The sequence below is a fragment of the Rhodanobacter sp. Root627 genome (genome assembly GCF_001427835.1).
In the GTDB taxonomy this organism is placed as follows: Bacteria; Pseudomonadota; Gammaproteobacteria; order Xanthomonadales; family Rhodanobacteraceae; genus Rhodanobacter; species Rhodanobacter ginsenosidimutans.
In genome coordinates this window covers 1,058,411-1,080,360 of sequence record NZ_LMGW01000001.1, presented here as the reverse complement: position 1 = coordinate 1,080,360, position 21,950 = coordinate 1,058,411, and the positions used below count along the sequence as shown (strand labels likewise).

20 protein-coding genes are annotated in these 21,950 nt (G+C 67.7%); 4 read left to right on the top strand and 16 right to left on the bottom strand.

The features are described from left to right. Positions 1-40 precede the first annotated feature (40 nt). The 4 genes from ASD68_RS05090 to ASD68_RS16780 all read right to left on the bottom strand — a co-directional run bounded on the left by ASD68_RS05090 (position 41) and on the right by ASD68_RS16780 (position 4,030). The gene (locus ASD68_RS05090; protein WP_056604134.1) at positions 41-1,474 is read right to left on the bottom strand and encodes a hypothetical protein; all 1,434 of its coding nucleotides are present in this window, start codon (positions 1,472-1,474) and stop codon (positions 41-43) included. A gap of 169 nt (positions 1,475-1,643) precedes the next feature. Then, entirely contained in the window at positions 1,644-3,077 is a 1,434-nt protein-coding gene (locus tag ASD68_RS05085) for an aldehyde dehydrogenase family protein (protein ID WP_056604131.1), read from the bottom strand. A gap of 128 nt (positions 3,078-3,205) precedes the next feature. Further along, positions 3,206-3,826, bottom strand: a complete 621-nt coding sequence (locus ASD68_RS05080) for an HAD hydrolase-like protein (RefSeq protein ID WP_056604128.1) — start codon at positions 3,824-3,826, stop codon at positions 3,206-3,208. Positions 3,827-3,877: 51 nt separating this feature from the next. After that, entirely contained in the window at positions 3,878-4,030 is a 153-nt protein-coding gene (locus ASD68_RS16780; protein WP_156458336.1) for a hypothetical protein, read from the bottom strand. Positions 4,031-4,162: 132 nt separating this feature from the next. Here ASD68_RS16780 and ASD68_RS05075 point away from each other — a divergent pair, with 132 nt between their 5' ends. Further along, a complete protein-coding gene (locus ASD68_RS05075; protein ID WP_082545951.1) occupies positions 4,163-4,993 on the top strand; it encodes an AraC family transcriptional regulator in 831 nt (276 codons plus the stop codon). A gap of 6 nt (positions 4,994-4,999) precedes the next feature. Here ASD68_RS05075 and xseA read toward each other — a convergent pair whose 3' ends face one another. Beyond that, positions 5,000-6,367, bottom strand: coding sequence for an exodeoxyribonuclease VII large subunit (gene xseA, locus ASD68_RS05070; RefSeq protein WP_056604122.1), 1,368 nt, complete (start codon positions 6,365-6,367; stop codon positions 5,000-5,002). Between the two features lie 100 nt (positions 6,368-6,467). Next, positions 6,468-7,925, bottom strand: a complete 1,458-nt coding sequence (locus ASD68_RS05065) for a phospholipase D-like domain-containing protein (protein WP_056079562.1) — start codon at positions 7,923-7,925, stop codon at positions 6,468-6,470. 71 nt (positions 7,926-7,996) lie between these two features. On the opposite strand from ASD68_RS05065, the gene ASD68_RS05060 reads away from it, so the two are divergent. Beyond that, positions 7,997-9,940, top strand: coding sequence for an acetyl-CoA hydrolase/transferase C-terminal domain-containing protein (locus tag ASD68_RS05060; protein ID WP_235578639.1), 1,944 nt, complete (start codon positions 7,997-7,999; stop codon positions 9,938-9,940). 8 nt (positions 9,941-9,948) lie between these two features. Here ASD68_RS05060 and ccoS read toward each other — a convergent pair whose 3' ends face one another. The 7 genes from ccoS to ccoN form a co-directional block, all read right to left on the bottom strand. Further along, positions 9,949-10,179 (bottom strand): cbb3-type cytochrome oxidase assembly protein CcoS, encoded by a 231-nt coding sequence (gene ccoS / locus ASD68_RS17240; RefSeq protein WP_235578638.1) that lies wholly within the window; start codon positions 10,177-10,179, stop codon positions 9,949-9,951. Then, positions 10,176-12,404 (bottom strand): heavy metal translocating P-type ATPase, encoded by a 2,229-nt coding sequence (locus ASD68_RS05050; RefSeq protein WP_056604116.1) that lies wholly within the window; start codon positions 12,402-12,404, stop codon positions 10,176-10,178. Before ASD68_RS05050 ends, ccoS begins: the two co-directional genes overlap by 4 nt. Beyond that, positions 12,401-12,631 (bottom strand): hypothetical protein, encoded by a 231-nt coding sequence (locus ASD68_RS05045; protein WP_056604113.1) that lies wholly within the window; start codon positions 12,629-12,631, stop codon positions 12,401-12,403. The genes ASD68_RS05050 and ASD68_RS05045 overlap by 4 nt, the downstream gene beginning before the upstream one ends. Then, positions 12,618-13,544, bottom strand: coding sequence for a cytochrome-c oxidase, cbb3-type subunit III (gene ccoP / locus ASD68_RS05040; RefSeq protein WP_056604110.1), 927 nt, complete (start codon positions 13,542-13,544; stop codon positions 12,618-12,620). The genes ASD68_RS05045 and ccoP overlap by 14 nt, the downstream gene beginning before the upstream one ends. Further along, the gene (locus ASD68_RS05035; protein WP_235577522.1) at positions 13,541-13,762 is read right to left on the bottom strand and encodes a cbb3-type cytochrome c oxidase subunit 3; all 222 of its coding nucleotides are present in this window, start codon (positions 13,760-13,762) and stop codon (positions 13,541-13,543) included. The genes ccoP and ASD68_RS05035 overlap by 4 nt, the downstream gene beginning before the upstream one ends. Then, a complete protein-coding gene (gene ccoO, locus ASD68_RS05030) occupies positions 13,759-14,412 on the bottom strand; it encodes a cytochrome-c oxidase, cbb3-type subunit II (RefSeq protein WP_056079543.1) in 654 nt (217 codons plus the stop codon). Before ccoO ends, ASD68_RS05035 begins: the two co-directional genes overlap by 4 nt. A 126-nt stretch (positions 14,413-14,538) precedes the next feature. Next, positions 14,539-16,005 (bottom strand): cytochrome-c oxidase, cbb3-type subunit I, encoded by a 1,467-nt coding sequence (gene ccoN, locus ASD68_RS05025; protein ID WP_056079540.1) that lies wholly within the window; start codon positions 16,003-16,005, stop codon positions 14,539-14,541. Between the two features lie 264 nt (positions 16,006-16,269). Between ccoN and ispG the strand changes: the two genes are divergently transcribed. Together ispG and ASD68_RS05015 are read left to right on the top strand one after the other, a co-directional pair. Beyond that, on the top strand, positions 16,270-17,529 hold the full coding sequence (ispG, locus tag ASD68_RS05020) for a flavodoxin-dependent (E)-4-hydroxy-3-methylbut-2-enyl-diphosphate synthase (RefSeq protein ID WP_056604107.1): 1,260 nt from the start codon (positions 16,270-16,272) through the stop codon (positions 17,527-17,529). Positions 17,530-17,704: 175 nt separating this feature from the next. Continuing rightward, positions 17,705-18,544: an HD domain-containing phosphohydrolase gene (locus ASD68_RS05015; RefSeq protein ID WP_056604104.1), complete on the top strand. Its 840-nt coding sequence runs from the start codon at positions 17,705-17,707 to the stop codon at positions 18,542-18,544. A gap of 72 nt (positions 18,545-18,616) precedes the next feature. Here ASD68_RS05015 and aat read toward each other — a convergent pair whose 3' ends face one another. The 3 genes from aat to trxB all read right to left on the bottom strand — a co-directional run bounded on the left by aat (position 18,617) and on the right by trxB (position 21,560). Further along, on the bottom strand, positions 18,617-19,339 hold the full coding sequence (aat, locus tag ASD68_RS05010; RefSeq protein WP_056604101.1) for a leucyl/phenylalanyl-tRNA--protein transferase: 723 nt from the start codon (positions 19,337-19,339) through the stop codon (positions 18,617-18,619). Beyond that, positions 19,336-20,508 carry a GNAT family N-acetyltransferase gene (locus ASD68_RS05005; protein ID WP_056604098.1) on the bottom strand — a complete coding sequence of 391 codons (1,173 nt, stop codon included), beginning with the start codon at positions 20,506-20,508 and terminating at the stop codon, positions 19,336-19,338. Before ASD68_RS05005 ends, aat begins: the two co-directional genes overlap by 4 nt. 86 nt (positions 20,509-20,594) lie before the next feature. Continuing rightward, positions 20,595-21,560, bottom strand: coding sequence for a thioredoxin-disulfide reductase (trxB, locus tag ASD68_RS05000; protein WP_007079738.1), 966 nt, complete (start codon positions 21,558-21,560; stop codon positions 20,595-20,597). Positions 21,561-21,950: the final 390 nt, after the last annotated feature.

The window sequence follows — 21,950 nt, the reverse complement described above, 5'->3', positions numbered from 1 at the left end:
GCGATCATAGGCCAAAAACCACAACGGCAGCTGAGGCTCCTCAGCTGATGAGCGGGCCGGGTACAGGGTTGTGGAAGTCGTGTGGTGCGAGGTCGCGGGTCAGGCGGAACACGCCCTCATGCACGTGCCGCGGCAGCACCACGTCCAGCACCGTGGTCTGGTGCGCGCCCAGCATGTTGAACAGGTCGTCGGCCGCCGCGCTTTGCGCCAGCGCATGGTGCACCAGCCCGGCGAGATCAGCCGGCTGCACTCTTGCCCCGTACGGGCGATGGCTGGCCACCGCGGCGCGCAAGGTCTTGCGGCTGTTGCGCGGGTCGGCCACGCGAGCATCCCCAGCCAGCAGGCTGTAGTTGAGATACAGCGATGTCGCGCGGGTTTTTGCATTGGCCTGGCGGTCGACCAGGAAGCCGTCGGGCATCAGGTCGGGGCTGGCCTGCGCGCCCGCGGTGAGCAGGAAACCGGCATCGGGCAGCGGCTCGCCTGCCTCGTCGGACAGGCGCACGATCAGCAGGCTGCGCGGGTCGTGGATGTGCACGCGCGGGGCAAACGGGCCGGCCGGTTCCAGCTCCACCTTGTCCGCATCGCGTGCGTCGTTCTCCTGCTCGAACGCGGTGCACAGCGCAGCGTACGCCGCGGCGCTGCGCACCTGCAGGCAGCGCAGGATCGCGTCCACGGTGGCGGGCGCGGCACTGGCCATGATCCCGTGCGCATCGCCGGAGTGCGACGCACCGGCGATCAGCTTGAACGCGCAGCGGGGACCGCGCTGCAGGTTCAGCGCCAGGGTGTCCACCGTGGCGGCCTTACCGCCGGACGCCAGCACCGCGTGGCGCGCGTTGAGGTTGGCGGCGGCGATGCGCACCACGCCGTCGGAGCCGTCCTCGCCGGTGTAGCTGTTGAGGTGATCGTAGAACGCGCGGTCGGGACGGTCGCCGGTCAGCACGAACAGGTACTGGCCCACGCTGGTGGGATCGGCGCCATGGATGTAATCCAGATTCAGCGACAGCGACGCATCACTGCCCAGTGCCAGCCAGTCCAGGATGCGCTGGCCCGGTTCCACCCCGTTCCACCACGACTTCAACTTGCCCAGCGTGCCCTTTCCAAGCTGCGCCAGGGCAGAGCCGTAGTTGGCGGGCGCCAACATCACCAGGTGGCTCAGCTTGATGGTGCTGTGGGTGCCGGGTTTGTCGCGCTGCGCACGCAGCCATTCGCGCACCACCGGACCGCCGGTGGAATGGGTGATGCAGGCAATGCTTGCGTCCAGCAGGTGCAGGTCGCGCAGCGCGTGGTCGAATGCGCGCACCAGGTCGGCCATGGTCACCGCGTCGTCGAAACTCACGTATTCCGAGAGCCAGATATCCGCCAGCGTCAGCGACATCCCCGCCGCGGCGGCCTGCTGCTGCAACTGCCGCGGCAGTTGCCCGTAGGTCGAGGTGTTGGTGACGCTCCAGCCGTGGACGAACACAAGCGTGGTCATGGCAGCGCTCCGCGAGGAGATGCTGGGGATGATGGCGCAATGCGCGGCGCGGCGAAATGGCAGTGACAGGGAGCGACTGTAGGAGCGACTTCAGTCGCGATGCTTCTGCTCTGGAGCCCTGAATCAAGAGCGTCGCGACTGAAGTCGCTCCTACAGGTCCCGCGGGTCTCTATCCAGGTTCGCGCATCACCATCAGCCGGATCTCGGTCATGTCCTCGATCGCATAGCGGATACCTTCGCGGCCGAAGCCGGACAGCTTGCCGCCGCCGTAGGGCATGCTGTCCACGCGGAAGCTGGGGATGTCGTTGACGATCACGCCGCCCTGGTCCAGCTCGTTCCAGGCGCGCATGGCGTGGTCCAGGCTGTCGGTGAAGATGCCAGCCTGCAGGCCGTAGTCCGAATCGTTGACCATCGCGATGGCCTCGTCGAACGTGCTGTAGCGCTGCAGCAGGGCGAACGGGCCGAACGCTTCCATGCGGTTGGCCTTGGCGTCGGCCGGCACGTTTTCCATCAGCGTGGCCTGCAGCATGTTGCCCTCGCGCTTGCCGCCGCACAGCAGCTTGCCGCCGGCTTCGCGCGCTTCCTCGATCCAGCCGTGCAGGCGTTTGGCGGCCGCTTCGTCGATCATCGGGCCGAGGAAGGTGTCGTCTTTTTTCGGGTCGCCGCTTTTCAGTTTTTTCGTGGCCGCCACCAGCCGCTTCTTCAGGGCGTCGTAGATGTCGTCGTGCGCATAGATGCGCTGCACACCGATGCAGCTCTGGCCGGACTGGTAGAACGCGCCGAAGATCAGCCGCTCGACCACATGCTTCAGGTGCGGGCCCTGGTCCGCATCCACGATGCAGGCGGCGTTGCCGCCCAACTCCAGCACCACTTTCTTGCGGCCGGCGCGCGCCTTCAGGTTCCAGCCGATCTGGCTGCCGGTGAACGAGAGGAGTTTGAAGCGCTCGTCCTCGACCAGTGGCGAGGCGTGCTCGCCATCGATGGGGAGGATCGAGAACGCGCCCCTGGGCAGATCCGTCTCGGCCAGGATCTCGCCGATGATCAGCGCGCCGATCGGGGTTTTCTCCGCCGGTTTCAGCACGAACGGGCAGCCCGCGGCGATGGCGGGGGCGACCTTGTGCGCCACCAGGTTCAGCGGAAAATTGAATGGCGTGATGAACGACACCGGCCCCAGCGGAACGCGTTTGGTGTAGCCGTGATAGCCGTCCAGACGGCTGGCCAGTTCCAGGTTCAGCGTCTCGCCGTTGATGCGCACGGCTTCCTCGGCGGCGATCTGAAAGGTCTCGATCAGCCGCGTCACCTCGCCGGCGGAATCGCGAATCGGCTTGCCGGCCTCGATGCACAAGGCCTCGGCCAGCTCATCGCGGCGCTCGCTGAAGCGCTGCACGCAATGGCGCAGCACCGCCTGCCGCGCCCAGGGCTTGAAGTTGCGCATCGGCGCGGTGGCTTTCACTGCGGCGGCGATGGCCTTCTCGACAACCTTTGCATCCGGCACCGCCACGCGGGTGGCGATCCTGCCGCTGTATTTGTCGCGCACGACGAGGTCGGTGTTCGGTTGCTGTGGCTGGTTGGCGAGGTAGTAGGGATAGCTCTTGTTCAACATGGCGCCTGCCCGCGGTTGTGATCGGGCAAGCATAGGACGTGGCGATGTTCAGTGGCCGTGAGCCTTGCCGGTGGCAACCGACACGCCGGTGCGGCCAGCGCCGGACAACGGCGGCGCGACGGGAGCCGCTATGCCGTCAGCCCGGCCAGATCCTCGACGGCGTCGAACAGGTGCGTCGGCTTGAGCCGTTCCAGCGAGGCGCGCGTGGCATAGCCCCATGCGACGGCACCGAACGCCACGCCAGCACGGCGGGCGGCCTCGGCATCGGTGGACTGGTCGCCGATGTAGATGGCGCGGGACGGGTCGACGCCGGTGGCGCGCAGGACGCGGGCGATGTGGCGGCGCTTGCCGAACATGGAGGCGCCGCATTCGACATGGGCCAGCCGCTGCCAGTGGGCGTCGCCCAGGATCCGTCGGCAGTTGTCGGCGGCGTTGGATGAAACCAGCGCCAGCGTGGCGCCGCTCCGTTGCAGGTGTTGCAGCATCCAGTCGACGTCGGTGAACAGCGGAATGTCCGCCTCGCGCATCATGCGCACGAAGCTGTGGGCGACCCACGGCAGCTTCCAGCGCGGCAAGCCCACGTGGCGCATGACCTCGCGTGCCGAATGGCCGCGCAACGCCTCGATTTCCGCGGGTGAGAGGCGGCGGAAGCCGTGACGATCGGCGAGCCGGTTGTGCACGCGGGCGAAGAACGCGAAGGAGTCGGCCAGCGTGCCGTCCAGGTCAAAGATGATCAGGTCGTATGGCATGGGGAAAGCCCGGGCGGCGCGCGGTGCGCGCCGCCCTTCAGGGTGGAGTGCTCAGGCACCCGTCTCGCCGCAATGGCAGGGCTGGCTGGCGCCGCAACCGCAGCCGCAGCCGGAAGGATTGACGGATGCGGCCTGGCAGCCGCAGGTGCAGGTGGCGCCGGCGCAGTCGGAGCAGCGGCAGGCGAAAGTGTCGGTGGTGTTCATGGTCGTGTTCTCGTCGGGTTTGGAAAGGGTACGGAGGTGTGCTCCGTGGCGCCATTGTCGGCAGCGCCCCTATCGGGCGCTTGAACCTAAAGGCTAACCTTCGCGCGTCCTGTCCCGACGCGAAGATCCGCCATGTCCCGATCCCCGCCAGCCGCAGAACCTCGTCGCGCGATCATCGGCGTCGGCCGCGTGGCGATGTGGAAAGGCGGCAGTGTGTGGATCGGACGCGGCACGGGCCAGGCGCAGCCGCACAGCCACCACGCCATCCAGATCACGCTGGCGCTGGCGAAGCCGTTCCGCATCCGCGGCGTGGGAGCGGACGCCTGGCATCAGACGGCAGCCGCCATCGTCATGCCGGATCGAGCGCACCTGTTCGATGGCTGCGGTCACACGGTGGCGATGGTGTTCGTCGAGCCGGAGACGCTGGCCGGCCGCGAACTGGTCGCTCGCCATCGGCAGCACGACGTGGACCTGCTGCGCGACGAGGGGCTGGCGGCCCGCACGGCAGCATTGCATGCCGTGTTCGACACGCGTGGCACGGAGGCCGCGCTGGTGGAGGCGGCGCAGTGCATTGTCGAGCATCTGTCGGGCCGATCGACGGGACTGCAGGCCGTCGATCCGCGCATCGCACGGGTGCTGGAGCGCATCCGCGAACACCCCGATGCGGAACTCACGCTGGCCCAGGTGGCCACCATGGTGCATCTGTCGCCGAGCCGCTTCCGGCATCTATTCGTGGCGCAGACGGGGATTTCCTTTCGCGCCTACCTGTTGTGGGCGCGCGTGGGACTGGCGGTGGCGCGGGGCATGGCGGGCGGTTCGTGGACGGAGGCGGCGCAACAGGCTGGCTTCGCCGACTCGGCACACCTCAGCCGCACCTGCCGCCGCATGTTCGGCATCGCGCCGACTATGCTGGTGCGCGAGGACACGGCCAGACCGGACGAGGTCCAGGCAACCCCGGACTGAGTGCGTCTACCCGCGCGGCTTCGCCGGCCGGGACTCACTCACCAGCAGCCCCAGTTCGCCATCCACCAGGCGCGCCCGCAGCGTGCTGCCGGGCTCCACCCCCTGCACCGAACGCAGCACCTTGCCGTCGGCGTCGAACATGATGGCGTAGCCACGCTCCAGCGTGGCCAGCGGGCTCACGGCGTGCAGTGCACGGCCGTCGTGGCGTAGTTGGGTCTGGCGCCGCTGCAGCAGTTGGGTGATGGCGCGGCGCAGGCGCTGGTCCTGCTCGGCCAGGCGGCGCTGCAGCAGGGGCAACTGGTTGCGTGGGTGGCGCGCCAGCAGGCGTGCGTGCAGGCGTTCCAGTCGGGTGCGGCGGCGCTGATCCTGTTCGCGCAGCACGGTGGTCAAGCGGCGCTGCAGATGCACCAGCCGCTCGCGGTCGCGTTGCAGCCGCGCCTGCGGCCGTTGCGCCTGCAGGCGAGCCAGCAGGTGATCGACGCGTTGCGATTGCGCCTGCAACCGGCCCAGTTGCACCGCCAGCAGGCGTTGCTGCAATTGACGCAGGTGGCGGCCCACCGCCACCGCATCGGGCACCAGCAATTCGGCCGCGGCCGAGGGCGTGGGTGCGCGCAGGTCGGCCACGAAATCGGCGATGCTGAAATCGATCTCGTGGCCCACGGCAGAAATGACCGGAACCGCGCTGGCATGGATGGCCCGCGCCACGATCTCCTCGTTGAACGCCCACAGGTCTTCCAGCGAGCCGCCGCCGCGGGTCAGCAACACCACGTCGTAGCGGGCGCAGGCCGACGCCTTGCGCAGCATCGCCACGATCGCCGGTGGCGCTTCGCGGCCTTGCACCGGTACCGGCAGAATTTCCACGTGGGCCAATGGCCAGCGCCGTGCCAGCACGCTCAATACGTCGCGCACCGCCGCGCCGGTGGCGGAGGTGATCACGCCGATGCGACGCGCGTAACGCGGCAACGGGCGCTTGCGAGAGGGGTCGAACAGGCCTTCAGCGTTGAGCCTGGCCTTGAGTTGCTCGAACTCCCGCTGCAGCGCGCCTTCGCCCGAGGGCTCCATGTATTCGGCCACCAGCTGGAATTCGCCGCGCGGCTCGTACAGGCCGACCTTGGCGCGCACCATCACCTGCAGGCCATCGACCGGGCGGAAGCGCAGCGTCGACGCCTTCATCTTGAACATCGCACAGCGCACCTGGGCGCTGCTGTCTTTCAGGGTGAAGTACACATGGCCGGAGGCGGGACGGGCCACGTTGGAAAGCTCGCCCTCGATCCACACCTGCGGCAGCGCATCGCCCAGCAGGTCGCGCACCAGCCGGTTGAGCGAACTGGGCGTCAGGACATGGCGGGTGGTGCTGTCGTCGAAGGCGGGCATGGGACGGCGAGCCTATCACGCGCCGTCAGACCTAGTCCTGTAGAAACATCCGCTTGGCGAAGCTTTCTGAGAGATTGCTTTGAACAGGCCGCATCCTGCCTCAGCTGCTCTTGCCCGGCGCCGGGCGGCGCCGGCCGCGATACATGCGCCAGGCGGCGATGCCCAGGTTCAGCGCAAACCAGGCGGCCAGCAGGCCGAGCGGCCAGCCGACCCAGGCGGGCCACAGCAGCGACACCACGGCCAGCAAGGTCAGCCCGGCGGTGCCGGCGAACAGCGGGCCGCTGGGGGTGTCGCCCAGTACGCGGCGGTTGCTCAGCACGGCGCCCACCGTGTTGGCAATGCGCAATGCGCCCACCGCGGCGCGGCTGGAACTGCCGCCGGCATGGCGCACCCGGCGCGGCCGGTCCTGACTGCTGCGCACGCGCTCGCTGCCGGGATGGCGGCGACGTGGCGCCAGCACGATCTCGGTGGCGTTCTCCAGGTCGCGCTCGTACTGCGCGGCCAACTGGCCGGCAAAGCCGGCATCCTCCACCGAAACGTCGATCTCGCGGTTGCTCAGCCAGCTGGCGATGTTGAGGTTGGACGAGCCTACCCGCGCCCACTGGCCGTCGGCCACGGCGGTCTTGGCGTGCAGCATCGAGCCATTCCACTCGAACACGCGGATGCCGGCTTTCAGCAACGGCCGGTAGCCCGAACGCGACATGCTGGCCACCACGGGGATATCGCTGTTGCCCGGCACCAGCAGGCGCACATCCACGCCGTCGCGCGAGGCGGCCACCAGCGCCTGCACGTAAGGCGCCAGGCCCACGAAATACGCGTCGGTAAGCCACAGGGTCTTGCGCGCCATCGAGGCAATCAATTGATCGAGCCGGTACATGCCGGCACTGGCCGGCTGGGTGGCGATCACCCGCAGGGCGACCGAGCCGGCGGGCTCGTCCGGTTCGGGCAAGGGCGCAAACGGTGCCAGCGGCGTGCCGATGCCACCCCAGCTCTGGGCGAACGCGGCTTCCATTTCGGCCACAGCCGGCCCGCGCAGTGCCACGCCGGTGTCGCGCCACGGCGGCACATCGTGCGCGGGATCACCCAGCCACTTCGCGCTGATGCACACGCCGGAAAGAAAACCCTGCACGCCATCGACCACCAGCACCTTGCGATGGTCGCGGCTGAGCCAGCCGAACGATTGCCCCAGTTGCGGTGGATTGAACACCCGCACTTCGCCGCCGGCCGCCCGCAACGGCGCCCAGAAGCGGCTGCGCGACTGGCCCAGGCAACCCATCCAGTCCACCACCACGTTCACCAGCACGCCGGCCTGCGCGCGCTCGACCAAGGCATCGCGGAAAGCGCGGCCCACGTCGTCGTTGCGGATGATGTAATTCTCCAGCAGCACGCGGTTCTGCGCGCCGCGGATCGCCGCCAGCCAGGCCTCGTAGTGGGCGGCGGCATCGATCAGCAACTCCACCGCGTTGCCGTTGAGCAGCGGCGCACCGGCGGCGCGGCTCAGCGCCTGTTCGGCCAGTAATCGGCTCGGTGTGGTGGGGATGAGCGGTAGCGATGACATGGCCCGAGTGTAAGCGAAGCCTTGTTGACGTAGCGCCATCGCCGCGCGGCGCTTCTGGCATGATCGCAGGCATGCCGATCCGTCGCCTTTACGCCGATACCGCCACCTGCGCGCAGCAGGTCGCCGATGCGCTAGGCCCGGACTTGCGCGTGGCCGCGCCCTTGGGGCTGGGCAAACCGCATGGACTGCTCAACGCGCTGTACGCGTTGACCGCCGCGGACACCACCCGGTCGATGCGTTTGTACACGGCGCTGTCGCTGACGCGTCCGCGGCCCAAGCCGGGGCTGGAGGCGCGTTTCCTCGAACCTTTCCTGCGGCGGCATTTCGGCGCCGACCAGATTGACCCGCAGTACGCGATCGACCAGGCGCGCGATGCCTTGCCGCCCAATGTCGAGGTGCACGAGTTCTACCTGCAGTCGGGTGCGCTGCTGCATTCGGCCAGCGCGCAGCGCAGCTACATCAGCCAGAACTACACCCACGTGGCGCGCGACCTGGTGCTGCAGGAGATCAACCTGCTGGTGCAGCTGGTGGCGCGGCGCGAGGACCCCGACGGCGTGCACTACAGCTTGTCGAGCAACCCCGACCTGACCCTGGATTTCCTGCGCCAGATGCAAGCCGCCGGCAAGGCGCGGCCGTTGTGCGTGGCCGTGGTGCATCCGGATCTGCCGTACATGAGCGGCGCGGCCGAAGTACCTGAAAGTTTCTTCGACATCGAACTGCAGCCGGAAACCTCGCCACCGCTGTTCGCATTGCCGCGCCTGCCGCTGGACGTGGCCGAATATGCGCTGGGCCTGCACGCCAGTGCGCTGGTGAAGGATGGCGGTTGCCTGCAGATCGGCATCGGCGCGTTGTCCGATGCGCTGGTCAAGGCGCTGCTGCTGCGCCAGCAGTCCAACAGCGCGTGGCGCGGCGCGCTGGCGTCGCTGGATGCGGGCGGCAACACGCGCACGCTGGCCGGCTACCTGGGCGGTACGGCGCCTTTGGTCACCGGCCTGTACGGTGCCAGCGAGATGGTGATGGACGGTTTCATGCATCTGCAGCGCGGCGGCATCCTGAAGCGCCGCAGCTGGGACAACCTGGCGCTGGAACGCGCCTCCGTCGCGGGCCGGTTGAATCCGGCGACGCCTGGCGGGCATTACCTGCGCGGCGCGTTCTTCCTGGGTTCGCGCGAGCTGTACGCATGGCTCGGCGAGACCGAGGCGGCCGATCCCGATGCGATCGACATGTGCCCGGTGTCCCACGTCAACCAGCTGTACGGCGACCACCAGACGCTGGCCGCCTTGCAGCGGCGCGGCGCACGCTTCTTCAACACCTGCATGATGGCCACGCTGCTGGGCGCGGCGGTTTCCGACACGCTGGAGGAAGGTGCGGTGGTCAGCGGCGTGGGCGGCCAGTACAACTTCGTGGCGATGGCGCACGAGTTGGCCGACGGGCGCTCGGTGCTGCTGCTGCGCGCCACCCGCATGGGCCGCAACGGCCTGGAAAGCAACATCCGCTGGAACTACGGCCAGACCACCATCCCCCGGCATCTGCGCGACATCTACGTCACCGAATACGGCGTGGCCGACCTGCGTGGCAAGAGCGACAGTGAATGCGTGGAGGCGATGCTGTCGATCAGCGACGCCTGCTTCCTCGACGCGCTGTGCGCGGAGGCCAAGGCGCACGGCAAGCTGGCGCCGGATTTCGTGATACCCGCCGCCTGGCGCCGCAATCGCCCCGACTGCCTGCGCCAGTCGCTGGCACCGCTGCAGCGCAAGGGCCTGCTGCCGAAGTTCCCGTTCGGCAGCGATTTCGACGACGTGGAACAGCGGCTGCTGCCGGCGTTGAACTGGCTGAAAGGCTGCGCCATCAGCTGGCGTGGGAAATGGCGGCTGCTGAAAGCCGTGGTCCGGCCCGGCGATGCGGTGGCGGGCGAAGCCGAGGCCTTGAAGCGGATGGGCCTGGCGGCGCCGGCGACGTGGAAGGATCGGCTGCAGCAGCGGGTGTTGCTGGCGGCGCTGCGGCGGCCTCTGTAGGAGCGACTTCAGTCGCGATGCTCTTTGTCTTGGGGCTCCAGAGCAGAAGCATCGCGACTGAAGTCGCTCCCACAGGTCGTTCCCTCGCTCTTTTCGGAGGGCGGATCATCCATCAACGGCAGCACGGCGGGGCTGTCCAGGTCGTCGAATTGCTGATGGTTGACCGCCCAGAAGAACAGCGCCACCGCCACGCCGATGACGATCAGGGTGACGGGGATCAGGATCAGCAGGATGTTCATTTGGAGGCTCCCCACGCGGGCGTGGTCGTGCCGACCCGTTGCGCGTTGAGCACGACCACCAGCGAGCTCAAGGTCATGCCGATGCCGGCCAGCCACGGCGGCACCAGCCCGAACGCGGCGAACGGTACCGCGCAGAAATTGTAGGCCAGCGACCAGCGCCGGCTCTGGGCGACCACGTGACGCACCTGACGCGCGATCACGCGGGCGCTGGCCAAGCCATCCAGACGTCCATCCAGCAGCAGCAGGTCAGCATGTGCCTGGGCCAGGCCGGTGCCGCTGTCGAGCGCGGCGGAAACGTCGGCGCCGGCCAGGAGGGGGGCGTCGTTGGTGCCGTCGCCCACGGCCAGGGTGACATGACCTTGTGCCCGCGCGGCCTGCAGCACGGCGAGCTTGTCCGCCGGGGTTTGCCGCGCATGCCAGTCGTCGATACCCACCGCGCTGGCTAGCGGGGCCACGCGTTCAGCCACGTCGCCGCTGGCGATGGCGCAGGCGATGTTGTCGGCGCGAAGAAATTCCACGGTGTCCGCGGCGTCGGATCGGGCTCGTTCGTCCAAATGGAACGCGGCGATGGCGCCCTGCGCATCGGCCAGTACCAGGGTGCCCGCAGCCAGCGTGGACGCGTTTTCGCCGCTGTGTTCCAGCGCAAAATCCGCGCGGCCCAGGCGCAGGGCACGGCCGTCCAGTTCGCCACGGATGCCCGCGCCGGCGACGACCTGCACCGCGGCGGCGCGTATCGGGGAACCATGCGCGGCGGCTTCCGCGGCCAGCGCGCGGGCTAGCGGGTGCGAGCTTTCGCGCGCCAGTGCGGCGGCCCATTGCAGGGTGCGGGCGGGATCGTCGCCTCGCAACGGTTCCACCGTCGCCAGCGACAGTTGCGGGGTGGCCAGCGTGCCGGTCTTGTCGAACAGTGCGAAATCGACCCGCGCCAGTGGCTCCAGCGCCGCGCTGTCGGTCACCAGCACGCCGCGCTGCGCCAGTACGCCCAGCGCGCGGGTGAGGGTGGCCGGCAAGGTCAGCGCGAAAGCGCAGGGGCAGGCCACCACCAGCACCGCTACCGCGGCTTCGAACGCGCGCGTGGGATCGACCAGCAACCAGCCCAGTGCGGTCAGTACCGTCAGCAGCAATACGCGGGCCACGAAGCGGCTGGCGTCGCGTTCGCTGGCCAGCATCGAGGGCGCGCGCGCCTGCCGTGCCCGAGCCGCCAATGCACCCAGCCGCGCGGCGACCGTGTGCGAGCCGCTGGATTCCACCCGCAGTTGCGCCGGCCCGGTCAGGACCACGCTGCCGGCCACCAGCCGCTCGCCGGCATGCCGGGTGACCGGCCGCGATTCGCCGGAAAGCAGCGCTTCGTCGACGCGCACCGTATGGCCTTCCAGCACGCCGTCGGCGGGCACCGTGCCGCCCTCGCTAACGTGGACCAGGTCGCCGGGGGCCAGCTCGATCGCGGCCACGGTTTCCAGTTGGCCATCGCTGCGGCGGCGTTCGGCCAGCAACGGCGTGGCATCGATCACCGCATCGCCCAGCGCGCTGCTGCGATGGCGCGCGCGCAGTTCCAGGTAGCGTCCGCCCAGCAGCAGGAACACGAACATGCTGACCGAGTCGAAATAGATCTCGCCGTCGCCGCGCAGCGTGTTGACGGAGCTGGCCAGGAACACCAGCGCCACCGCCAGCGCCACCGGCAGGTTGATCCCCAGCCGTCGCTGGCGCAGCTCGGCCTGCGCGCCGGCGAAAAACGGTTGCGCCGAATAGAACACCACCGGAATGGTGGACAACAGGCTCAGCCAGCGGAACAGCCCGCGGGTGGTGAAGTCCACGAAATCGACCGCGCCGATGTACATCACGAACGCGTAGGTCATCACCTGCATGGCGAACATGCCGCCGACCAGCAGGCGCTTCAGTGCCGCATGCATCTCGATCGCGCGGGCGTCGTCGATGCTGTCGTGGCGCAGCGGCTGCGCGGTGCAATGCGTACTGGCGAAAACGGCGAGCAGGCGCGGCAACGGCGTGCGCCGCGCGTCCCACACCACCCGCACGCGTCCGGCCGGTGCATCGATGGCCACGCGTTTCACGCCGGGCAGGGCGTGGATCAACTGCTCCAGGGTCAGGATCTGGCGGGCGTCATGCAGGCCGTCGACGCGAAGGGCGATTTCGCTGCGGCCATCGCGGCGCGGGCGCATGACCTGCGCGGCGAGTTGCGGGTGCGCCCAGGCCGCGTAGGCATTCATCGCGGGCTGGCGGGCGGCGGGCCGTGGCTGCTGTGCGCAGCGGACGGCACGCCGAACAGGCCGCTGCCGGCGTGTTCCACCGGCGTATCGGGATGGTGCGCGGCGACCACGATGATCCACACGCAACCGGCCAGCGAAGCCACGAACAGCGCCACTCCCAACCACACGATCGGCTGGCGATACCACGCTGCCCTGGCGGGTGCCGGCACCGGGTCAGCGCTGGGCATGGCCTTGGCTCGCGGCGGCATCGCCCTGGTGCGAGAGGTGGTAGACGTAAGCGGCCAGTACGCGGATCTGGTCACTGGTCAGGCGCGTGCTCCACGCCGGCATGGCGCCCTGGCGGCCACCGCCGATCGAGTGCTCGATGTCCTCCAGCGTGCCGCCGTGCAACCAGATGTGGTCGGTGAGGTTGGGCGCGCCCAAGGCGGGATTGCCCTTGCCGTCGGGGCCGTGGCAGGCCGCGCAGGTGGTGAACAGCGGCTTGCCGGCCGCCGCCTTGGCTGCGTCGTGCGGCGAGTCGGACAGGCTCAACACGTACTGGGCCAGGTTCTTGACGTTGTCCTCGCCCAGGCTGGCCCACGGCGGCATCAAGCCGCTGCGGCCATCGTGGATGCTGGCCAGGATGTCCGCGCCGGTACCGCCGTACAGCCAGTCGTTGTCGATCAGGCTGGGCGCGCCCACCTTGACGTTGCCGTAGCCGCCGCGGCCGTGGCAGGCGGCGCAGTTGTCCACGAACAGCCGCCCGCCCATTTGCAGCGCGGCGGGGTCATTGGCCAGCTGCTCCACCGGATACTGGCGAAAGCGCTCCAGCAGCTCATCCAGTTTCGCGTCGTTGGCGGCTTCATCCCTGGCCAGCTCGCCGTGCGAGGTCCAGCCGAGGATGCCCTTGTGGCTGCCGAAGCCCGGGTACAGCACCAGGTAGGCGAACCCGGCCAGGAACATCGCGCCGGAAAACAGCAGCCACCACAACGGCAGGTTGCGCACGCCTTCGCGCACGGTGCCGTGCGCCCAGACGTGGCCGCTGGTCTGGTCGGGCAGGGTGGGGATCTTGGCCCGCGGCGCCCACAGGAAAAGGAAGAACGTGATGCCCAGGTTCAGCACCACCAGGAACATTACCCACAACGACAATCCAGTGGTCACGGCTGGTCGCTCCCCTGGTTGTCGGCGACGTCCTTTTTGGCAATGTCGGCCGGGTCGGGCAGCGGGCCCTCGGGTTTGTCTTCCATCGGAATCTCCGACATCCGCTTGAACGTTGAACGATGGCGCTTGCGCCAGGCCCAGACCCAGATGCCGATGAAGATCAGCATCAGCACCACGGTCACCACGCCGGTGATATGGCCCCAGATCGGATTCATCATGGCTTGTCTCCGTGGCCGGCCGGCACCGGCACGGCAGCGACCGGCTCGTTCTTGATGCCCAGTCCCTGCAGGTAGGCGATCAACGCATCCATCTCGGTCTTGCCGGCCAGCGCCTCGTTGGCCCTGGCAATGTCGTCGTCGCTGTACGGGTCGCCCAGCCGGCGCAGGGTGCGCATGCGCGCCTGCACGTCGGCGATGTCCAGCTTGTTGTCATTCAGCCAGGGATACGCCGGCATGTTCGACTCGGGCTCCACCTGGCGCGGGTCCTCCAGGTGCAGGCGCTGCCAATGGTCGGAATACTTGCCGCCCACGCGGGCCAGATCCGGTCCGGTGCGCTTGGAGCCCCACTGGAACGGTCGGTCGTAGACCGACTCCTCCGCGGTGGAGAAGTGCCCGTAGCGCTGCGTCTCCGCCCGCAAGGCGCGGATCATCTGCGAGTGGCACAGGTAGCAGCCTTCGCGCACATACACGTCGCGACCGGCCAGGCGCAGCGCGTCATAGGGTTTCACCCCCGGCGGCGCCTTTACCGAATGCGCCTGGATGAACAGGGGCGTGATCTCGGCAAGACCGCCGATGGACACCATGATCGCAATCAGGACGCCGAGCAGGCCGGCGTGCTTCTCGATGACTTCGAAATGTTTATAGGCCATGGTTGAGCTCTATTTGAAGAGTGCGGCGATGGATGGCCGCCTTTGGGCTTGCAGGGCCGGAAGGGTTTGCAGAATCGGTAACCCGATCGAAGTGGCGATCATGGACGGACGCATCAGCCAGGCTCCTCAATTGGCCGCGGGCAGGGGCACCGGCACCTGGTGCGGGTAGGGCTCGGGGATGGGCACGGGGATCGGCTTGATCAATCGCGCACGCGCGTCGGCTGCGGTGTGCCACAGGTTCCAGGCCATGATCACCATGCCGCTGAGCACGAACACGCCACCCAGCCAGCGGATCCAGTACATCGGCTTGACCGCGATCAGGCTGTCGATGAACGCATACGCCAGCGAACCATCGGGCAGTGTCTTGCGCCACATCAGGCCTTCGGTGACGCCGGCCGTCCACATCGAACCCACGTACAGCAGCAAGCCCATGGTGTGGATCCAGAAGTGCCACTCCATGCCCTTGCGCGAATACATCTTCTCCTGCCCCAGCGCGCGCGGCGCCATCGCGTACAGCGAGCCGATGGTGATCATCGCCACCCAGCCCAGCGAGCCCGAATGCACGTGCGCGATGGTCCAGTCGGTGTAGTGCGACAGCGAGTTCACCGTCTTGATCGCCATCATCGAGCCTTCGAAGGTCGAGGCGGCGTAGAACACCAGCGACAGCACCATGAACTTGGCCGCCGGGTCCATCTTCAGCCTGTGCCACGAGCCGTTGAAGGTGAGCAGGCCGTTCGCGGCCGAGCCCAGGCTGGGCATCAGCAGCACCAGCGAGAACGCCATGCCCACCGACTGCACCCAGTCGGGCAGGGCGGTGTACATCAGGTGGTGCGCGCCGGCCCACATGTAGACCGAGATCAACGCCCAGAAATTGACGATCGAGAAGCGGTAGCTCCACAGCGGCTGTTGCGCCTGCCGCGGCACGAAGTAATACATCATGCCGAGGAAGCCGGCGGTGAGGAAAAACGCCACCGCGTTGTGGCCGTACCACCACTGCACCATCGCATCGACCACGCCGGCGTAGACCGGGTACGACTTGAACAGCGATGCGGGCAGCGCGAGGTTGTTGACGATGTGCAGCAGGCCCACCGCGATGATGAAGGCGCCGTAGTACCAGTTCGCCACGTAGATGTGCTTGATCCGGCGCCGCGTCAGGCTGCCGAAGAACACCACGCCGAAGCTCACCCACACGATCGCGATCAGGATGTCGATGAACCACTCGGGCTCGGCGTACTCCTTGCTCTGGGTGATGCCCAGCGGCATCGTCACCATTGCCAGCACGCAGACCAGTTGCCAACCCCAGAAGGTGAAGCCGGCCAGCTTGGTGAACGCCAGCCGCGCATGGCCGGTGCGTTGCACCACGTAGTAGCAGGTGCCCATCAGCGCCGAGCCGCCGAACGCGAAGATCACGCCGAAGGTGTGGTCGGGGCGGATGCGGCTGAAGGTCAGCCACGAGGTGTCGAAATTCAGCGCGGGCCAGGCCAGTTCGGCAGCGGCATATACGCCCACCGACATGCCGATGATCCCCCACACGGCGGCAGCCAGCAGGAACTGACGCACCACTCTGTCGTTGTAATACTCGGTGTTCGGCATGCGGATCCCCGACGGTTAACTGCGCTATTTTGCGTAAAGCGTGACGCGATGCCATGACGCCAATCAAGCCGCTGCGACAATGCGTACCGAACTGCCCGGTGCGCTCCCAGTCTGGCAGCTGCGGCTTGCAGCTTTCGTGAAAGATATCCCGTGCCGCTCGATGGCGCGCGCCGGCCACCTTCGCTCCATGGCGCCATCGGGCCGGGTCATCGGAGGCGTACCGGTGATCGGTTATCCTTGGCGCTGTTTTCCCGAACAAGAAGCATGAGCGAAATGGTTACCCAGGTGCCTCTCACGGCAGGTCCGGCCCCGCGCCGACACAGTGTTGCCGTGCAGGTCGGCAAGGTCCGCGTCGGTGGCGATGCGCCGATCGTGGTGCAGTCGATGACCAATACCGACACCGAGGACGCCGCCAGCACCGCCAGGCAGGTTGCCGAGCTGGCCCGCGCCGGGTCCGAACTGGTACGCATCACGGTCAACACGCCGGCCGCCGCCGCGGCGGTGCCGCGGATCGCCGAGCGGCTGGCGATGATGGGCGTGGACGTGCCGCTGGTGGGCGACTTCCACTACAACGGCCACCAGTTGCTGGAACGCGAACCGGCCTGTGCCGAGGCGCTGGCCAAGTACCGCGTCAACCCCGGCAACGTGGGTTTCGGGGCCAAGCGCGACACCCAGTTCGCGTCGATCATCGAAATGGCCCTGCGTTACGCCAAGCCGGTGCGCATCGGCGTCAACTGGGGTTCGCTGGACCAGAGCATGCTGGCCGCGCTGATGGACGAGAACGCGCAGCGCGCCGAACCGTGGGATGCATCGCGGGTGGCGCGCGAGGCGCTGATCCGCTCGGCGCTGGAGTCGGCCGCCAAGGCCGAGGAGATCGGCCTGGGACGCGACCGCATCATCCTGTCGTGCAAGGTCTCCGGCGTGCAGGAGCTGATCGCCGTGTATCGCGACCTGGCCGCGCGCTGCGATTATGCCTTGCACCTGGGCCTCACCGAGGCGGGCATGGGTTCCAAGGGCATCACCGCCTCCAGCGCTGCGCTGGCCGTGTTGCTGCAGGAAGGCATCGGCGACACCATCCGCATTTCGCTGACGCCCGAACCTGGCGCCTCCCGCACCGGCGAGGTGATCGTGGCGCAGGAGCTGCTGCAGACGATGGGGCTGCGTTCGTTCACGCCGCTGGTCACCGCCTGCCCGGGCTGCGGCCGCACCACCAGCGAGTTCTTCCAAGTGCTGGCCAAGACCGTGCAGGAACACGTGCGCGAGCAGATGCCGCTGTGGCGGGTGAAGTACGACGGCGTCGAGAACCTCACGCTGGCGGTGATGGGCTGCATCGTCAACGGACCGGGCGAATCCAAGCACGCCAATATCGGCATCTCGCTGCCGGGCAACGGCGAGGCGCCGGCCGCGCCGGTTTTCATCGACGGCGAAAAGGCGATGACCCTGCGTGGCGACAATATCGCCAACGAATTCGTGGGCATCCTGGACGATTACGTGGAGCGCAAATACACCGCCCGCACGAGCTGATGGATGCGTCACAATGCGCGGGTACGGTTTTCTTCACACTGCGTTGCCAGCTCGTGTGTTGACCCAGGGAGTCAGTCGGGCTTGAGTGGGCTGGGCTGCAAGGCCAGCTCTTCGCCTCGACCACACAAGTCCGACAGGCCCCTGAAGCGAAACCTCCTCAATGGGATGACTATCCGTGACGAAACGCCCACAGCTGCGCACCGTCGTTCTTTACGTATCCGTGTCGGCACTGTGGATCTGGTTTTCCGACCACGCGTTGAATGCCGTGGCCGGCGACCGCGCCGATCTGCCATTCCTGCAGAGCATCAAGGGCTGGTTCTTCGTACTTGGTACCGGCGCGTTGCTGTATTGGATGCTCGGCCGCGACATGCGCCGGCTGCAGCAGGCCACCCAGCGACTGCTGAACGGGCAGGAGCAGGCATTGCGCGTGTTGGTGTCGGCGATCGACATCCGGCACAAGGAAACCGGCGATCATTCCGGCCGCGTGATGCGCATGGCCACCGGCCTGGCGCGTGTGGCGGGGGTGCATGGCGATGCGCTGCGCAACCTCTCATTCGGCGCCTTGCTGCATGACATCGGCAAGCTGGCGGTGCCCGACGCGATCCTGGTCAAGCCGGGCAGGCTCGACGAAGGGGAGATCGCCGTCATGCGCCAGCACGCGCGGTTCGGCGGCGATATGCTGCAGCGGGTGGATTTCCTGCGCGGTGCAAGCGACATCCCTTACAGCCATCACGAACGCTGGGACGGCGCCGGTTATCCTGCCGGCCTGCGCGGCGAAGCCATCCCGCTGGCGGCGCGGATCTTCAGCGTCGTCGACATCTGGGATGCACTGATTTCCCCGCGCGTCTACAAGCCCGCCTGGCCCGAAGCCGACGTCCTGGACTACCTGCGCAAGGTGGCCGGCAGCCAGCTCGACCCCCGACTGGTCGCGCTGTTCATCGAGCACTACGACGACATCAAGGCGCTGGGCGAGCCACCCGAAACCGCCGAGCCGCCACGCGCCGCGCTCTCGTAGGAGTGCACCCTGTGCGCGACGCTTTTTGCCCAAAATGACGAAGAGCCTCGCGCACAGGGTGCGCCCCTACCGCTATTTGCAGGGCTGGATCAGCTCATCCGTAAATGCCGCCCAATTGCCCGGCTGACCGGGCCGGCGGCGTAACGTGGCCACGTCCTGCAGGTACTGCGCCCGCGGTATCTCGACGGCGCCGAGGCTCACGGTGTGTGCGTTGGCCACCTGGGTGTCGATCAGCGGGAAATCCCAGCCGTGCAGCAGCTTGGCCAGGGCAACCAGCGCCAGTTTGGATGCGCCGCTCTGGCGGCTGAACATCGACTCGCCGCAGAACAGTTGCCCCAGCGCAATGCCGTAGATGCCACCGATCAGTTGCGTGCCCTCCCAGATTTCGAGGCTGTGGGCGTGGCCCAGGTGATAGAGGCGGTTGTAGGCATCGACCATCGCCGGCACGATCCAGGTGCCCGAGGCGTCCCGGCGCGGCGCGGCACAGCCGCGAACCACCGCGTCGAATGCGTGGTCGAGCGTGAGGTGCCAATGCTTGCCCGCCAACTGCCGACGCAGGCTGCGGTTGATGCGCAGGTCCTGCGTGTGCAGTACGCAACGCGGATCGGGCGACCACCACAGGATCGGCTCGCCATCGCTGAACCAGGGAAAGATGCCCTTGCCGTAGGCCGCCAGCAGCCGCGTCGGCGAAAGGTCGCCGCCAAACGCCAGCAGGCCGTTGGGTTCCGTCAACGCCTGCCGGGGGTCGGGGAACGACGCCGGCGCGTCCGGATCGAGCAGGGGCAGGCGGATCACGGCGACAGGTCGCGCGGTGAGCCGGTTTCGTTGTCCTCGCGGGTCTTCGCATACGGGCTGTGCGCCAGCAGTTCGGCCGCATAGCCGTCCACCGCTTCCGCTTCGTGGATCAGCGCGTCCGCCACCGCCGCGCGGAAGCCGGGGTTGACCAGGAAATGCCGCGAATGCGTGCGTACCGGCAGAAAGCCGCGTGCCAGCTTGTGCTCGCCCTGCGCGCCGGGTTCGAAACGCTGCAGGCCCTGCGCGATGGCGTAGTCGATGCCGCGGTAATAGCACAGCTCGAAATGCAGTCCGGGCACATCCGCCATGGCGCCCCAGTAGCGCCCGTACAGCACGCCGCCACCCTGGATGAACAGCGCCATCGCCACGATGGTTTCGCCGTCGCGCGCCAGCGCCAGTTGCGCGGTCTGGCCCAGTTCGCCCAGGTGGCTGAAGAACGCGGCGGTGAGCGCGGCGTGGTTGCCCTTGGCGTCGAAGGTGGTCTCGTACAACGCGTGCACGCGGCGCCATTCGAGCAGGCTGAGGCTGTCGCCGCTGCGCCATTCGATCGCAAGGCCGCTGGCCGCCACCTGCTGGCGCTCGCGCAGGATGTTCTTGCGCTTCTTGTGGTTGAGCGTGGCCAGGAACGCCGGGAAATGGTGGTAGCCGTGGTTGTGCCAATGGAACTGCACGTCCGACCGTACCAGCCAGTCCTCGTCAAACGCCTCGGTTTCGCCGGCCTCCAGAAAATTGGCATGCACCGAGGAAAGCCCCAGCTCCTCCGCCTCGCCGCGCATCGCCTCCACCAGCGCCCGCTGCAGCAGGACCGTTTGCCCGTCGCCGCCAGCCAGCAGCCGCGGCCCGGTCACCGGCGAGTAGGGCACGCCGTTGAGCAGTTTCGGGTAGTACTCGCCGCCAGCCTGCTGCCAGGCACGCGCCCAGCCGAAATCGAACACGAACTCGCCGTGCGAGTTGCCCTTGAAGTACAGCGGTGCGGCGGCAATCAGCCGCTCGCGCTCGTAGATGCCCAGATGATGCGGCTGCCAGCCCCAGTCCGGCCGGATGCAGCCGGAACGCTCCAGCGTAGCCAGGAACGCATGCGAGACAAACGGATTGTCGTCGCCACGCAAGGCGTCCCACGCCGCGGCAGGCAGCTCGGCAATGGCGTCATGGAAGCGGGTGGTGAGCATGGTTCGGCCTGTAGGAGCGCACCTTGTGCGCGATGCTTTTCGTTACGTGACGAAGAGCTGTCGCGCGCAGGGTGCGCTCCTACATCTCACGCTGCCGGCGTCTGCTGATCCAGCCAGCGCTCGGCATCCAGCGCGGCCATGCAGCCGAAGCCGGCCGAGGTGATCGCCTGGCGGTAGACATGGTCGGCCACGTCGCCGGCGGCGAACACGCCTTCGACCGAGGTCATCGTGGCCATGCCCTGCTGGCCGCTGTGGATCCTGATGTAGCCGTCGTGCATGTCGAGCTGGCCCTGGAAGATGCCGGTGTTGGGCGTGTGGCCGATCGCCACGAAGAAGCCGGTGGCCTCGATGTCGCGGGTGGCGCCGGAGTTGACGTCCTTCACGCGCACACCGGTGACGCCGGAGTCGTCGCCCAGCACCTCGTCCACGCTGTGGTTCCACACCAGCTCGATCTTGCCAGCGGCGGCCTTCTCGAACAGCTTGTCCTGCATGATCTTCTCGGCGCGCAGCTTGTCGCGGCGATGCACCAGGTAGACCTTGCTGGCGATGTTGGACAGGTACAGCGCTTCTTCCACGGCGGTATTGCCGCCGCCGATCACCACCACCGCCTGCTCGCGGAAGAAGAAGCCGTCGCAGGTAGCGCAGGCGGACACGCCCTTGCCCTTGAACTTCTCCTCCGAGGCGATGCCCAGGTATTTCGCGGTGGCGCCGGTGGTGATGATCAGCGCGTCGGCGGTGTAGTCGCCGGAGTCGCCGCGCAGCCGGAACGGGCGCTGCTTCAGATCCACCGTGTGGATGTGGTCGAAGATCATCTCGGTGTGGAAGCGCTCGGCGTGCTCGGCCATGCGCTGCATCAATGCCGGCCCCTGCAAACCCTCGACGTCGCCCGGCCAGTTGTCCACATCGGTGGTGGTCATCAGCTGGCCGCCCTGCTGCAGGCCGGTGATCATGGTCGGCTTGAGGTTGGCGCGCGCGGCGTAGACCGCCGCGGTGTAGCCGGCGGGGCCGGAGCCGAGGATCAGCAGTCGACTGTGCTTGGGAACGGTGTTCATTTTTGCCAGTTACTCCGCGGAGTTTTGCAGCGGTTGCAGGATGGTGTGCGCTGGGGCGGTTGTCCGGGGTTGCCCGCGCAAGCCGTTGATCCGGCGGTCGCAGTGCGTCGATGACGCGTGGCAGGGTCCTGAAAAATCGCCGGTCCAGCGGCGCACCGTTATAATCCTCGTCAGCTGTCGACGGCCGTGGCATGCGGTCGCGGCTTTTCGCGAAGGCTTGCGCATGACCGACGAACAGCGGCGGTTCAGTCGGCAAGAATGGGGAATCGAAGCCGCCGATTCAAGGCGAACGGCAGGCCCGGCGTCGCCGCGGTGATTTTCCGCCACACTTCTCCCTTGACAGGATTTGCCTTGATGGCCCGCAAAACCCCGAATCCCGGCACCGGCGGT

Coding starts and splice junctions, on each gene's coding strand:
- ccoN (WP_056079540.1), bottom strand. CDS start 16,005: ATGCCGAACACCGAGTATTACAACGACAGAGTGGTGCGTCAGTTCCTG.
- trxB (WP_007079738.1), bottom strand. CDS start 21,560: ATGAACACCGTTCCCAAGCACAGTCGACTGCTGATCCTCGGCTCCGGC.
- ASD68_RS05065 (WP_056079562.1), bottom strand. CDS start 7,925: ATGTCATCGCTACCGCTCATCCCCACCACACCGAGCCGATTACTGGCC.
- ASD68_RS05090 (WP_056604134.1), bottom strand. CDS start 1,474: ATGACCACGCTTGTGTTCGTCCACGGCTGGAGCGTCACCAACACCTCG.
- ASD68_RS16780 (WP_156458336.1), bottom strand. CDS start 4,030: ATGAACACCACCGACACTTTCGCCTGCCGCTGCTCCGACTGCGCCGGC.
- ASD68_RS05075 (WP_082545951.1), top strand. CDS start 4,163: ATGTCCCGATCCCCGCCAGCCGCAGAACCTCGTCGCGCGATCATCGGC.
- xseA (WP_056604122.1), bottom strand. CDS start 6,367: ATGCCCGCCTTCGACGACAGCACCACCCGCCATGTCCTGACGCCCAGT.
- ASD68_RS05085 (WP_056604131.1), bottom strand. CDS start 3,077: ATGTTGAACAAGAGCTATCCCTACTACCTCGCCAACCAGCCACAGCAA.
- ASD68_RS05005 (WP_056604098.1), bottom strand. CDS start 20,508: ATGCTCACCACCCGCTTCCATGACGCCATTGCCGAGCTGCCTGCCGCG.
- ASD68_RS05035 (WP_235577522.1), bottom strand. CDS start 13,762: ATGATGAATCCGATCTGGGGCCATATCACCGGCGTGGTGACCGTGGTG.
- ispG (WP_056604107.1), top strand. CDS start 16,270: ATGAGCGAAATGGTTACCCAGGTGCCTCTCACGGCAGGTCCGGCCCCG.
- ASD68_RS05080 (WP_056604128.1), bottom strand. CDS start 3,826: ATGCCATACGACCTGATCATCTTTGACCTGGACGGCACGCTGGCCGAC.
- ASD68_RS05045 (WP_056604113.1), bottom strand. CDS start 12,631: ATGCCCAGCGCTGACCCGGTGCCGGCACCCGCCAGGGCAGCGTGGTAT.
- ASD68_RS05050 (WP_056604116.1), bottom strand. CDS start 12,404: ATGAATGCCTACGCGGCCTGGGCGCACCCGCAACTCGCCGCGCAGGTC.
- ASD68_RS05060 (WP_235578639.1), top strand. CDS start 7,997: ATGCCGATCCGTCGCCTTTACGCCGATACCGCCACCTGCGCGCAGCAG.
- ccoO (WP_056079543.1), bottom strand. CDS start 14,412: ATGGCCTATAAACATTTCGAAGTCATCGAGAAGCACGCCGGCCTGCTC.
- ccoS (WP_235578638.1), bottom strand. CDS start 10,179: ATGAACATCCTGCTGATCCTGATCCCCGTCACCCTGATCGTCATCGGC.